The following is a 13,130-nucleotide window of genomic DNA, read 5'->3' on the forward strand; positions in this document are numbered from 1 at the left end:
AAGCATCACATGTTCGGATAGGTTGGTCCTTCGCCGCCTTGTGGCACGACCCAGTTGATATTTTGAGTCGGATCCTTGATGTCGCAGGTCTTGCAGTGCACGCAGTTCTGCGCATTGATCTGCAGGCGAGGATTGTTGCCGCTCTCGTCGCGCAGGATTTCATAGACGCCAGCCGGGCAGAAGCGCTGTTCCGGCGCATCGTACTGCGCCAGATTGATGGCGATCGGCGCGCCGTTGTCCTTCAGATGCAGGTGGCAAGGCTGGTCTTCTTCGTGATTGGTGCTGGAGAGGAAGACGGATGAAAGCCGGTCGAAGGTGATCACGCCATCGGGCTTCGGGTAGGTAATGACCGGGCACTCTGCGGCGGGTTTCAGCTTGGCGTGGTCGGCTTTGGTGTTGTGCAGGGTCCACGGGGCCTTGCCGCCAAAAACGATCTGGTCGATGCCGAACATGATGGAGCCAAGTTTCAGCCCCTTGTTCATCCAGGGTTTGAAGTTGCGTGCCTGGTGCAGTTCCTGGTGCAGCCAGCTTTGCTTGAAGGCTTCTGGGTAACTGTCCAATTCGTCGTGCTGGCGATCGGCGCTCAGTGCAGCGAAGCAGGCTTCGGCGGCCAGGGCGCCGGACTTGATGGCGCAGTGCGAGCCCTTGATGCGGGCCGCATTGAGGAAGCCGGCATCGTCGCCGACCAGAACGCCGCCCGGGAATACGAGTTTGGGCAGGGATTGCAGGCCGCCAGCGGTCAACGCTCGCGCACCATAGGAAATGCGTTTGCCACCAGTCAGGAATTTGCGGATTTCCGGATGCGTCTTGAAACGCTGGAATTCCTCGAAGGGCGACAGGTGCGGATTGCTGTAGCCGAGACCAACCACGAAGCCGACGGCGACCTGGTTGTTTTCCAGGTGATAGAGGAAGCCGCCGCCGTAGGTGTCGGGCTGCATTGGCCAGCCGCCGCTGTGGATGACGAGGCCGGCCTGGTGTTGTTCGGGTGTGATTTCCCAGAGTTCCTTGAGGCCGATGCCGTAGGTTTGCGGATCGGTGCCGTCGTTCAGATTGAAGTGTTCCTGCAGTTGCTTGCCGAGATGGCCGCGGCAGCCTTCGGCGAAGAAGGTGTATTTGCCGTGCAGTTCCATGCCTGGCTGAAAGTTCGGACCTTCGCTGCCATCGCGCAGACGCCCCATGTCGCCGGTGGCGACGCCCTTGACGGCACCGTTTTCGTCGAAGAGCACTTCGGCGCCGGCAAAACCGGGATAGATCTCGACGCCGAGCGCTTCGGCCTGTTCGCCGAGCCAGCGGCAGACATTGCCGAGCGAGATGACGTAATTGCCTTCGTTGTGAAAGCATTTCGGCAGCAGGCTGTTGGGCACCTTCATGGCACCGTTTTCGCTGAGGATCAGAAAGCGGTCTTCGCAGACCGGTGCATTGAGCGGAGCGCCATCGGCTTGCCAGTTGGGCAACAGTTCATCGAGGGCACGCGGATCCATGACCGCGCCGGAAAGAATATGGGCGCCGATTTCGGCACCTTTTTCAATCAGGCAGACATTGATTTCGCTGCCTTTCTCTGCCGCCTGCTGTTTCAGCCGGATTGCCGCCGCCAGACCGGCCGGGCCGCCGCCAACGATGACGACGTCGAATTCCATGGCTTCGCGTTCCATGATGTCTCCTCGATTTTTGGTTTGTTGTGAACTGCTTCGCAATACGGTACAGTATGGAAAGATATAGATCAATCCCTTCTAAAGCGCAAAGTCATGGAACATAAAAAGAAGCTGATTCACGTCACGAAAATGCCCATTCGCTGGGGTGACATGGACGCCTACGGGCACGTCAATAACACGGTCTATTTCCGCTATATGGAGCAGGCGCGTGTCGAATGGATCGAGGACATGCAGGTCGTCGTTCGGCCGGGTGGTGCCGGGCCGGTCATCATCAACGCCAGTTGCACCTTCCTTATTCCGCTGACCTATCCGGGCAATGTCGAGGTGCGGACCTATGTTGGCGTGCCGGGGCGTTCCAGCGTGCAGACTTATGTCGAGATGCGCATCGAAGGCGACGAGCGCATCTACGCCGAAGGTGCGGCCAAGGTGGTGTGGATGGATACGCAGACGGGAAAGTCGGTGCCCTTGCCGGATCATGTTCGGGCAGCGCTCGAAGCGGAGTAAACTCGCAGCCCATTGCATCGACGATACTCAATAGCCATGGGCAAGCGCAAAATCTGGGAAAAGCTGTTGTCGGCCGAGCGCCTTGGCGCCGGCAAGGGGCCGGGGACGCCCGAGCGGACGGCCTTCCAGCAGGATTACGACCGCATCGTGTTCACTTCCGCCTTCCGGCGCATGAAGGACAAGACGCAGGTCTTTCCGCTCTCGAAGAGCGATTACGTACGCACCCGCCTGACCCACAGCCTGGAAGTCAGCTGTGTCGGGCGTTCGCTCGGGGCCGTGGTTGGCCGCGAGATCATCGCCCGGCATGGTTTGCGCGATGTCGAGTCCGGCGATTTCGGCGCGATTGTGGCTGCCGCCTGCCTGGCGCACGACATCGGCAATCCGCCGTTCGGCCATGCCGGCGAGGATGCCATCCGCGAGTGGTTCCGCAATTCGGGTTTGCTTGACCGGCATCCGTTCACGCCCGCCCAGCGCGCCGACTTTGAGCGCTACGAGGGCAATGCCCAGGGTTTTCGCATCGTCACCCGGCTGCAAAGTCCAGCCAATCCCGGCCTGCAATTGACCAGCGCGGTGCTCGCGACCTTTACCAAGTATCCGCGCCCGTCGCATCTGGATACCGAGCTGGATGGCCGCAGCGGCAAGAAATTCGGCTTCTTCCAGCAGGATGCCGAAGCCTTCCGCCATGTCGCACGGTCGACCGGTCTGATCGAGCGAATTCCGGATACCGCCTGGCGGCGTCATCCGCTGGCTTTCCTGGTCGAGGTGGCTGACGACACTTGCTACCTGATCGTCGATCTTGAAGATGCGGCCAAACTTGGCTTCGTGCCGTATCGCGACGCCGAATGCCTGCTTGCCGACCTGGCCGGCAATACGATCAACGGCAGTCGCCTGGATCGCCTGCATGACCCGAAGGAGCGCCTGGAATACCTGCGCGCCAAGGCGATCGGTCGGCTGCTCGAAAGTGCGGCGGCGGTCTTTCTGGAAAACGAGGAGGCCATCCTCGATGGTTCGTTTGACGACGAACTGCTCGAGCAGTCGCCGATTGCGCATCCGCTGCAGGCCATTCTCAAGCTGGCCAAGGAAACCATCTACACGGCGCGCCCGGCGCTGGAAATCGAAACTGCCGGTTTCGAGGTGCTCGGGGCGCTGCTTGGTCTGTTCACCAATGCCGTCGAGGCGCGGGCCGGTGCGCCGGGAACGCGCTTCACGACGCGCGAGCGCATGCTGCTCAAATTGCTGCCGGTGCAGTTTCTCGGGCACGGCGGCGAGCCGGATGCCGATCCCTATCTCCGCCTGCTGCGCGTCGCCGATTTCGTGGCCGGGATGACTGACTCCTACGCGGTCGACATGTATCGCAAGCTCAAAGGCTTCGACCTGCCGACTTGATTCGGGTCAGCGCAGCTTGAGCTTGTCCAGGCAGCGCTGGCGGGCTTCGGTCAGCGCGGGCAGGGCTGATTCGTCGAGTAGTTCGGCGGCACTGCGGTAGAACTCGTCGATAGCCTTCTTGACGGCGGCCGCTTCCAGCCGGCGTTGCATGCCCGGCTGGCGATCTTCCTGGGTCGGCAGGTCGAGCGGGCGCAGGTTGGCGTAGCGCGGAATCATCGTCTGGCCCTTGCCTTCATCGCTGCTGGCAGTGAGCGGGCCGGTCTTGGTGAAAATCTTGCCGTCGTATTCGAAACGGCCGCCGGGCGGGATGTCTTGCAGTTTCATGTGGGTTTTTCCTGGGAACGGGCGCGATCTTAGCAGTTCTCCGCTTGCCAAAAAACAAATGCTGTATAAAAATACAGTCATTGGTTTTTAGTGGAGCAGGCCATGAAACTCACGCCGCGTCAGCAGGAAATTCTCGATTTCATCCGTAACACCCTGGAAGTGCTCGGTGCGCCGCCGACACGCATGGAAATCGCGCATGCTTTTGGTTTCGCCTCGCCCAATGCCGCCGAAGACCACCTCAAGGCGCTCGCCAAGAAGGGTGCCATCGTGCTCGAAGCCGGCTCGGCGCGCGGCATTCGCCTGATCGAACAGCTCGGCCTGCCGCTGATCGGTAGCGTTGCCGCCGGTTCGCCGATTCTCGCCGTTGAAAACGTGCAGGGGCGCTATGCGCTCGATGCCCAGTTGTTCAGCCCGCGTGCCGACTACCTGCTCAAGGTGCGCGGCCTGTCGATGATCGATGCCGGCATCTTCGACGGCGATTTGCTCGCCGTGCACAAGACCAACCAGGCACGCGACGGCCAGATTGTCGTTGCCCGCCTCGACGAGGAAGTCACCGTCAAGCGCCTGCAACGACGCAGCGGTTTCATCGAGCTGATTGCCGAGAATCCCGATTTTCAACCCATCATCGTCAATCCCGCCGAAATCGATTTTGCCATCGAAGGCATTGCCGTCGGCCTGATTCGCGGGGCGGTCAGCAGCTTCTCATGAGCGCCGTGCCGTTGCCCCTGGCGGAAGTGCTGGCCAGAGGTGACATCTGGCGCGGCGACGCGCTGCCCGGCCTGCCGGAAAACGCCATTGCCAGCGGTCATGCCGAACTTGATGCCGAATTGCCGGGCGGCGGCTGGCCGCGCGGAAATCTCAGCGAAATCCTCGTCGATCGCTGCGGCCAGGGTGAAATGAGCCTGCTGCTGCCGGCGCTGGCCAGCTTGTCGCAGGCCGGCGGCTGGCTGGCCCTGATCGATCCGCCCTGGCAGCCGCATGCACCGGCCTGGGCCGCCGCCGGCGTGGTGCCGGAGCGTTTGCTGGTGATCCGCGCCGGGCGCGATGCGGCCTGGTGCTGTGAGCAATTGCTGGCGAGCGGCGGTTTTGCCGGCGTGCTGGCCTGGCCTGCAGTGGGTGTCGATGCGAGGGCCCTGCGCCGCTTGCAGGTCGCGGTCGAAGGTCGGCCGACCCTGGCCTGCCTGTGGCGGCCGACTGCTGTGGCCAGCCTGCCGTCGCCGGCGCCCCTGCGCCTGGTGCTGGCGGGTGAGGCGAGCGGCCTGACCGTACATATTCTCAAGCGGCGCGGCCGACCGGCGGCACGGCCGCTTCATCTGTCCATTCCCCGTCCCGGGAGATCGTCGCGTGCTCTGGTTGGCCCTTCACTTTCCGTTGTTGCCGCTCGAAGCGCTGCCCTTGCGGCAGTCGCCTAGCGCGCTGGTCAGTCGCGGGCGGGTGTGCTGCGTCGATCGGGCGGCGGCCGAGGCCGGTGTCGGGCGTGGCCAGAAACTGTCGACAGCGCTCGGTCTGGCGCCCGCTCTGGCCGTGTTCGAACGCGACGCAGGGCGCGAAGCGGCGGCGCTTGCCAGCCTGGCCTGCTGGGCCGGGCGTTTCACGCCGACCGTCAGTCTCGCTGCCCCGGACGCGCTGCTGCTCGAAATCGGCGGTTGCCTGCGTTTGTTCGGCGGCGCTGAAGCCATTGTTGCCGCCGTCGAAGCGGGTTGCCGCGAGCAGTCCTACTCGCTGACCTGGGCGGCGGCGCCGACACCGCTTGGCGCGCTGTGGCTGGCGCGGGCCGGGCGGGCGGCGGTTCATCCCGAGGTGAATGCCATGCAGGCGGCTTTGGCCGACTTGCCCTGTACCTTGCCAGACTGGCCGGCGGATGTTGTCGAGCGGCTCGATGCTTTCGGCTTGCGCCGCCTCGGTGACTTGCGCCGGCAGCCGGCGGCCGGTCTGCGTCGGCGCATCGGCAACGCGCCGCTCGATGACCTGGCGCGGGCCTGGGGCGAAATTCCGCATCCGCAGTTGGCCTTCGTCTTTCCGGAAAGCTTTCGCCTGGCCATCGAGTTGCCGGCCCGCGTCGAACATGCCGAAGCCCTGGCTTTTGCCGGTCAGCGCCTGTTTTCGGCCTTGACCGGCTGGCTGCAGGTGCGCCAGTTGCTGGTGCGTTCCTGTGTCCTGCATCTGACGCACGACGATCGTTCGACGAGCGAACTGCCGCTGCGCTTTGCCGAGCCGGCCGCCGACGAGGCGCGCTTTGCCCGTCTGTTGCGCGAGCATCTCGGCCGTCTGCAACTGCGCGCGCCGGTCGAGGCGCTCTGTCTGCAGGCCGAGGAAGTCACGGCCCGACCCGGTGCCAGCGCCGGCTTGTTCGAACAGGCGGTGGCCGGCGAAGGCCTGGCCCTGTGCCTGGAACGCCTGCAGGCCCGGCTTGGTGCCGGTGCTGTACGGGGGCTCGCCGGGCAGGCCGATCACCGGCCGGAATGCGCGACGGGCTGGCGCGAGCCGGATCTGGATTTGCCGGTTTCTGCGGCGTCGACCGTTGGGCTGGCGCCGCCGCGGCCGCTCTGGCTGTTGCCGGCGCCGCAGGCGCTGAGCGAGGAGCGCGGCCGGCCGTTCTGGCAAGGGCCACTCAGTCTGCAATCGCGTGCCGAGCGACTGGAAAGCGGCTGGTGGGACGAAGGCGAGGCCGGCGCGGCAGGCGACCTGCGCCGCGACTATTTCGTCGCCCGCAACCCGCAGGGTCAGTGGGCCTGGATCTTCCGCGATCGCGACGGCTGGTTCCTGCATGGCCTCTTCGCCTGAAGCCGGGCCGGCCGGCTACGCCGAGCTGCATTGCCTGTCCAATTTCAGCTTCCTGCGCGGCGCCTCGCACCCGGAGGAACTGGTCGAACGGGCGCAGGCCCAGGGCTACGCGGCGCTGGCGCTGACCGACGAATGCTCGCTGGCCGGCGTCGTGCGGGCGCACAAGGCGGCACAGGCGGCCGGACTGAAATTCATCGTCGGCAGCGAAATGCGCATCGCGCCGGACGCGGCGTCGCCCGTAACGGTCGACGGCCTGAAACTGGTCTTTTTGGCCTGCAACCGGCACGGCTACGGCAATTTGTCGGCGCTCATCACGCTTGCCCGGCGGCGCGCAGACAAGGGTAGTTATCGCCTGCGGCGTAACGATCTGGAAGCCATTTCGCCGAACGGTGCGCTGCCCGACTGTCTGGTGCTCTGGGTGCCGGGTGAGGCGCCCACCGTCGAGGATGGGCGCTGGCTGGCGGCGCGTTTTCCCGGTCGGGTCTGGATTGGCGTCGAACTGCACGCCGGGCCCGACGACGAAGCGCGGCTCGACCTGCTGGTCGCGCTCGGTGCCGCCTGCGGCTTGCCGCTGGTGGCGGCCGGCGACGTGCATATGCATGTGCGCGCCCGGCGGCCGTTGCAGGACGTGCTGACCGCGCTGCGCCTGAAAACCTCGGTCTTTGCGGCCGGACATGCGCTGTTTCCGAACGGCGAGCGCCATCTGCGTTCGCGCCTACGTTTGAGCCGCCTGTACCCGCCGCAGATGCTGGCCGAGACGCTGAATATCGCGGCGCGCTGCGACTTTTCGCTCGACGAGTTGCGCTACGAATATCCCGAGGAAATCGTCCCGGCCGGTGAAACGCCGGCGTCGTGGCTGCGCGCCGAAACCGAGCGCGGCCTGCAAGTCCGTTATCCTGCCGGCGTGCCGGCCAGCGTCCGACAGCGCGTCGAGCATGAACTGACCCTGATCGCCGAGATGGCCTACGAGGCCTATTTTTTGACCGTGTACGACATCGTCTGCTTCGCGCGTAGTCAGGAGATTCTCTGCCAGGGGCGCGGCTCGGCGGCCAATTCCGCGGTGTGCTACGCGCTCGGCGTGACCGAGGTCGATCCGGCGCGCTCGGCCTTGCTCTTCGAGCGCTTTGTTTCGAAGGAGCGCGGCGAGCCGCCGGATATCGACGTCGATTTCGAGCACGAGCGGCGCGAGGAGGTCATCCAGTACATCTATACGAAATACGGGCGCGAGCGCGCGGCGCTGGCCGCCGCCGTGATCACCTACCGGACCAAGGGCGCGCTGCGCGATGCGGGCAGGGCGCTCGGTTTCGACGTTGCCCGCATCAATGCGCTGACTGCCTCGCTAGCCTGGTGGGACAAGCGCGAGCAATTGCCCGAGCGCTTCGCCGAGCTGGGCCTGGCCCCGGACTCGCCGCGCGTCGAAAAGTGGCTGGCCATCGCCGAAGCGCTGCGCGGCTTTCCGCGCCATCTGACGCAGCATGTCGGCGGCTTCGTGATTTCGCGCGGGCCGCTCGCCCGGCTGGTGCCGGTCGAGAATGCCGCGATGGCCGAGCGCAGCGTCATCCAGTGGGACAAGGACGATCTCGACGCGATGGGCCTGATGAAGGTCGATATCCTGGCCCTCGGCATGCTCTCGGCGATCCGCCGGATGTTGCAGACGGTTTCGCTTCAGAGCGGTCGACCGCTCAAAATGCAGGATATTCCGGCCGAGGATGCGGCGACCTACGCCATGCTGTGCAAGGCCGACAGCATGGGCGTCTTCCAGGTCGAGTCGCGGGCCCAGATGGCCATGTTGCCGCGTCTCAAGCCGCGCGGTTTCTACGATCTCGTCGTCGAGGTGGCGCTGGTCCGGCCCGGGCCGATCCAGGGCGACATGGTGCATCCCTACCTGAAACGGCGGCAGGGCAAGGAAGATATCGAAAAAATTTCGCCGGCCGTCGATGCCGTGCTGGCACGGACCTTCGGCGTGCCGATCTTCCAGGAGCAGGTCATGCAACTGGCCGTCGTCGCCGCCAATTTCACGCCCGGCGAGGCCGACCAGTTGCGCCGGGCAATGGCGGCCTGGAAGCGCAAGGGCGGGCTTGAGCCCTTCGAACAGAAACTGCGCGCCGGCATGGCTGCCAACGGCCTGCCGGAAGCTTTCGCCGAGCGCATCATCGCGCAGATCCGCGGCTTCGGCGAATACGGCTTTCCTGAGTCGCACGCGGCCAGTTTCGCGCTGCTCGTCTATGCCTCGGCCTGGCTGAAGCGCCACCATCCGGCCGCGTTTTTGTGCGGCCTGCTCAACAGCCAGCCGATGGGTTTCTACTCGCCATCGATGCTGATCCAGGATGCGCGCCGGCATGGCGTCAAGGTCTTGCCGCCGGATGTCATGGCCAGCGACCGGGACAGCCGCATCGACGAGAACGGCGCGGTACGCCTCGGTTTGCGCGAGATTGGCGGTTTGTCGCCGGCGGTCGGCGAGCGGATTGCCGCGGCGCGGGAAAATGCCGCTTTTTCAGCGGTCGACCGCCAGGAAAAGCCGTTTTCCGATGTCGCCGACCTGGCGGCCCGCGCCGGGCTGCAGCGCCGCGATCTCGACCTGCTCGCCGCCGCCGATGCGCTCGCCTCGCTGGCCGGACATCGTCGCCAGGCGGCCTGGGCGGCCAGCGTGGAAAAAGCGCCGGCAGTCGTGCAGGGTGACCTTTTTTCTGGTCAGGTGCTGGCCGAAGCGGTGCCGGATTTGCCGGCGCCGGGCACGGGTGAAAACCTGGTCGCCGATTACCGCAGCCTGGGTTTGAGCCTGCGCCAGCATCCCTTGACGCTGTTGCGCCAGGCGCTGGCCGAGCGGCGTTTCGTCACAGCCAGCGACCTGAAATTGTCTGGTCATCGCGCCGCAATCCGCGTCGCCGGCATCGTTGTCGGACGGCAGCGGCCGGGCACGGCGACCGGCATCGTCTTCGTCACGCTGGAGGATGAAACCGGGCTGACCAATGTCGTCGTCCAGCCGCAACTGGTCGAAAAGCAGCGGCGCGAACTGCTCGGCGCGACGCTGCTCGGCGTCTATGGGGTTTTGCAGAAGGAAGGCGAGGTCATTCATCTGCTCGCCAAGCGCCTGGTCGATCTGTCGCCCTGGCTGGGGCGCCTGGAAACGCACAGCCGCGACTTTCATTAGCTCAGAGCAGGCGGTGCGGCGTACTGGCGAACCAGGCTTCGATTTGGTGCTCGATGTCCGCTTCGATCATGCTTTCCGGCCGGCGGCCGTGCGGGCAGGGCAGTCTGGTGGTGGTGCCGAACAGGCGGCAGATCAGCGGTCGTTCGCTGTAGGCCTGGCAGCCCTGCGCGCCCAGTTGCGGGCAATTCCAGGCCGCCAGGGCGGTCGACCGCTGGTTTTCGTCGATTTCCGGCAGGCGCGCCATTTCTTCGCTGGACGCGGTGATCGGGCCGCAGCAATCGTGGCAGCCGGGAATGCAGGCAAATTCGGGAATGTGCCGGCGCAGGAAGCGGATTTTCCGGCTGTTCGGGGTCATCGATGCTGTCCCCGTGAAGTGCCGCTCACGCCGGGCGGTTGCTTTCGACCAGCGTCGCCAGCGTGGCGACCGAGCGCAGGTGTTCGCGACTTTTTTCGTCGTTGGCTTCGAGCACGATGCCGTATTTTTTCTTCAGTGCCAGCACCAGTTCGAGGGCGTCGATCGAGTCGAGGCCGAGGCCGTCATCGGCAAAAAGCAGGGTGTCGTCGCCGATTTCGTCCGGCGTGATGTCTTCGAGATTCATCGTCTCGATGATGAATTGCTTGAGTTCGCGGTGCAGTGTTTGCATGGTTCAGTTCAGTTTCTTGCGGAGCTGGTAGCCGGAAAAGCCCAGCCGTTGTTCATTGTCTTCTTCAAACAGGCGTAGCGTATCACCGCGACCGCTGCCCAGACCGGCGGTCACGGCTTCGTTGTCGGACACTGCCTGGAAGCCGATGCGCAGAAGCAGCTCCGGCTTCTCGGCGAAGCGTACCTCACCGACCAGGATGCCGTTGTCTTCGCTGAGGGCGATGTGCTCGGGCGAGGGGCCGTCGATCTTGCCGATGATTTCGTATTGCCCGATACGTTCGAGGAATTTCTCCGGAATGCTCGACGGCTTGAGCTTTTCGCCGAACATCAGCGATTCGCCGCCGATCCGCCCGACGATGATCTGCCGTCCGTCGACGCTGACAATCGAGAGACGGATGTCGTCGAAGGCGCCGACATGCACCGGTACCAGGCCGAGCACCTTGTACTTGACGCTGAGCAGGCCGTCTTCGTGCGGCACCAGGCGGAAGTGCTGGCCGACCGCCTCGACGTCGATCTTGCCCGACTTGGTCGAGACCTTGGCCAGCCCGACCAAGGTGTCGAAATTGCCATCGAATTGCTGCAGTTCGGCACGGGTCGGTTCGCGTTCCTTGGCGCGCACCACCGGCTCCGCTGCCTGGCGGATGCCGGTCTTGGCTTCCAGCATCAGGCGCAGGGCTTCGCTGGCAATCTTGGTTACCGAGGTGTGTGAGGTGGCGGAATTGGAGAGGACGACGACGCCCAGTTTGTGCTCGGGCAGAATGGCCATCATGCTGTGCGAGTCGGGCAGCGAACCGCCGTGACTGGCGACCTGGCCGCCGCCGGGGATCTCGATGCCGTGCATCATCCAGCCCAGGCCGACATAGGCGTTGAAGGTGAGCGGAAAGTCGGCATTCTGCACCCGCACCATTTCACGCGCCGTGGCGGCGGAGAGAATCCGGTTCTGGCCCGACCTGCCGTCGGCAAACTGCATTTTCATGAACTGGCTGAGGTCGACCACGTTGCTGAGCAGGTTGGCGGCCGGCATGTCGCGCAGTGAAAAAACCTCGATTTCCTTGTTCTTGTCGTAAGCCTTGGTGACGGCGCGCGAGGCGAAGCTGCTCTGCGTCATGCCCATCGGCTGGAAGAAGTGGCGCTCCATGTAGTCGTTGAACGGCTCGCCGCTGACTTTTTGCACGGTGGCACCGAGCAGGGCCATGCCGACGTTGGAATAGGAAAAAACGTAATTGGGCGGGAAGGTCAGGTATTCGTCGTGCAGGCCGTCGACGACGCTTTCGAAACGCCCCGGATCGCGCACATACATGCCGCGCAGGAAGTTCGAAGGCAGGCCGGAATGGTGCGACATGACATTGCGCGGCGTCACCGGAGCGGCTTTCGGAAAGCGTGTCCTGATCGCGAACTCGGGCAGGGCGGCGGTCAGCGGCTGGTCGATGTCGAGCTTGCCCTGTTCGGCCAGCTGCATGGTGGCGGCGGCGGTGAATATCTTGGCGATCGAGCCGGCACGGTAAATGGTTTCCGGTGTGGCCGGAACACCGTTTTCCAGATCGGCGTGGCCGAAGCCCTTTTGCCAGATCACCTGCTGGTCGTCGACCAGCGCAATGCTCAGGCCGGTAATGTCGTTGTCCGACATTTCACGGTCGACCAGCCAGGAAAGGTATTTTTCCGTAAAGCGGTAGTCGCCGCGTATCTGCTGCTTGACCACCGGCGCCGGCGTGGCGCAGGCGCCAAGCAGGAGCGTGAAGCTGAGGGCCAGGGGGAGCAGAGGGCTGCGCATGGGGAGCTTGTAGTGAAATGTAAAAACAGGGCGGGATTATAAATCAGATACCTACGGCATTCCCGGGCAAAATAGCTGACAAATTCAGTCGAGTATTTTAAAATTCTCCCTTGTCTGAAAAGGGAGATCTGGCTTCATGTTTCGCCATTTGCGTGAGGATATCCGTGCGGTTTTTGACCGCGATCCGGCAGCCCGCTCGTTCTGGGAGGTGCTGACCTGCTATCCCGGCATCCACGCCCTGTTCCTGCATCGCCTCGCACACTGGTTGTGGGGCCACCGTTTGCGCTGGCTGGCCCGGTTCACTGCGCACCTTTCACGTTTTTTCACCGGCATTGAAATTCACCCCGGTGCCACCATCGGCCGCCGCTTCTTCATCGACCACGGCATGGGTGTCGTGATCGGTGAAACCGCGCTGATCGGCAACGACGTCACGCTCTACCACGGCGTTACCCTGGGCGGTACCTCATGGAACAAGGGCAAGCGCCATCCGACGCTGGAGGACGGCGTGGTCATTGGTGCCGGCGCCAAGGTGCTCGGGCCGATCACCATTTCAGCCGGGGCGCGGGTCGGTTCGAATGCCGTGGTCACCAAGGAGGTGCCGGCCGGTGCCACGGCGGTCGGCAATCCGGCGCGCATTCTTGATCGTTCCGAACAGAGCAAGCAGCGCGAAGCGCAGGCCGAGAAGATGGGTTTCTCCGCTTACGCGGTCGGGCGCGATCAGGATGATCCGCTGGCCAAGGCCATTCACGGTTTGCTTGACCATGCAGCCGAGACCGACCGTCGCTTTGCCTCCCTGATCAAGGAGCTTGATGCCCAGGGTGTCAAGTGCGATGCGGAAGTGCAGGCGGCTGACGCTTTCGATCCCAAATACCTGGGCAAAATAGTTGACTGATTTTGTCTGGTTTATGTATAGTT

Annotated in this window: 12 protein-coding genes; 7 read left to right on the forward strand and 5 right to left on the reverse strand. The window is 64.0% G+C overall.

The features are described 5' to 3' along the window. Positions 1-5: 5 nt before the first annotated feature. On the reverse strand, positions 6-1,652 hold the full coding sequence (locus KIG99_RS18220; RefSeq protein WP_226461449.1) for an electron transfer flavoprotein-ubiquinone oxidoreductase: 1,647 nt from the start codon (positions 1,650-1,652) through the stop codon (positions 6-8). A gap of 93 nt (positions 1,653-1,745) precedes the next feature. Between KIG99_RS18220 and KIG99_RS18225 the strand changes: the two genes are divergently transcribed. Together KIG99_RS18225 and dgt are read left to right on the forward strand one after the other, a co-directional pair. Further along, entirely contained in the window at positions 1,746-2,156 is a 411-nt protein-coding gene (locus tag KIG99_RS18225; protein ID WP_226461450.1) for an acyl-CoA thioesterase, read from the forward strand. 36 nt (positions 2,157-2,192) lie between these two features. After that, positions 2,193-3,542, forward strand: a complete 1,350-nt coding sequence (gene dgt, locus KIG99_RS18230; RefSeq protein ID WP_226461451.1) for a dGTP triphosphohydrolase — start codon at positions 2,193-2,195, stop codon at positions 3,540-3,542. Between the two features lie 6 nt (positions 3,543-3,548). Here the strand turns inward: dgt and KIG99_RS18235 are convergent, their stop codons facing one another. Next, positions 3,549-3,866, reverse strand: coding sequence for a hypothetical protein (locus tag KIG99_RS18235; protein WP_226461452.1), 318 nt, complete (start codon positions 3,864-3,866; stop codon positions 3,549-3,551). A 102-nt stretch (positions 3,867-3,968) separates the two neighbouring features. Between KIG99_RS18235 and lexA the strand changes: the two genes are divergently transcribed. From lexA to KIG99_RS18255, 4 genes are read left to right on the forward strand one after another with little or no spacing between them, the layout of a single operon-like run. After that, on the forward strand, positions 3,969-4,574 hold the full coding sequence (gene lexA, locus KIG99_RS18240; protein ID WP_226461453.1) for a transcriptional repressor LexA: 606 nt from the start codon (positions 3,969-3,971) through the stop codon (positions 4,572-4,574). Beyond that, complete coding sequence (gene imuA / locus KIG99_RS18245) at positions 4,571-5,278, forward strand: translesion DNA synthesis-associated protein ImuA (RefSeq protein ID WP_226461454.1); 708 nt, start codon at positions 4,571-4,573, stop codon at positions 5,276-5,278. Before lexA ends, imuA begins: the two co-directional genes overlap by 4 nt. Next, positions 5,211-6,650 carry a Y-family DNA polymerase gene (locus KIG99_RS18250; protein WP_226461455.1) on the forward strand — a complete coding sequence of 480 codons (1,440 nt, stop codon included), beginning with the start codon at positions 5,211-5,213 and terminating at the stop codon, positions 6,648-6,650. Before imuA ends, KIG99_RS18250 begins: the two co-directional genes overlap by 68 nt. Continuing rightward, entirely contained in the window at positions 6,634-9,801 is a 3,168-nt protein-coding gene (locus KIG99_RS18255; protein WP_226461456.1) for an error-prone DNA polymerase, read from the forward strand. Before KIG99_RS18250 ends, KIG99_RS18255 begins: the two co-directional genes overlap by 17 nt. Before the next feature lies 1 nt (position 9,802). Here KIG99_RS18255 and KIG99_RS18260 read toward each other — a convergent pair whose 3' ends face one another. The 3 genes from KIG99_RS18260 to KIG99_RS18270 are packed head-to-tail and all read right to left on the reverse strand — an operon-like array spanning position 9,803 to position 12,215. Next, complete coding sequence (locus tag KIG99_RS18260; RefSeq protein WP_226461457.1) at positions 9,803-10,156, reverse strand: YkgJ family cysteine cluster protein; 354 nt, start codon at positions 10,154-10,156, stop codon at positions 9,803-9,805. 25 nt (positions 10,157-10,181) lie between these two features. Next, the gene (locus tag KIG99_RS18265) at positions 10,182-10,445 is read right to left on the reverse strand and encodes a phosphopantetheine-binding protein (protein ID WP_226461458.1); all 264 of its coding nucleotides are present in this window, start codon (positions 10,443-10,445) and stop codon (positions 10,182-10,184) included. A gap of 3 nt (positions 10,446-10,448) precedes the next feature. Further along, a complete protein-coding gene (locus KIG99_RS18270) occupies positions 10,449-12,215 on the reverse strand; it encodes a serine hydrolase domain-containing protein (RefSeq protein ID WP_226461459.1) in 1,767 nt (588 codons plus the stop codon). Positions 12,216-12,351: 136 nt separating this feature from the next. Here KIG99_RS18270 and cysE point away from each other — a divergent pair, with 136 nt between their 5' ends. After that, complete coding sequence (gene cysE / locus KIG99_RS18275) at positions 12,352-13,107, forward strand: serine O-acetyltransferase (protein WP_226461460.1); 756 nt, start codon at positions 12,352-12,354, stop codon at positions 13,105-13,107. Positions 13,108-13,130 lie beyond the last annotated feature (23 nt).

This window comes from Quatrionicoccus australiensis (assembly GCF_020510425.1).
Lineage (GTDB): Bacteria > Pseudomonadota > Gammaproteobacteria > Burkholderiales > Rhodocyclaceae > Azonexus > Azonexus australiensis_A.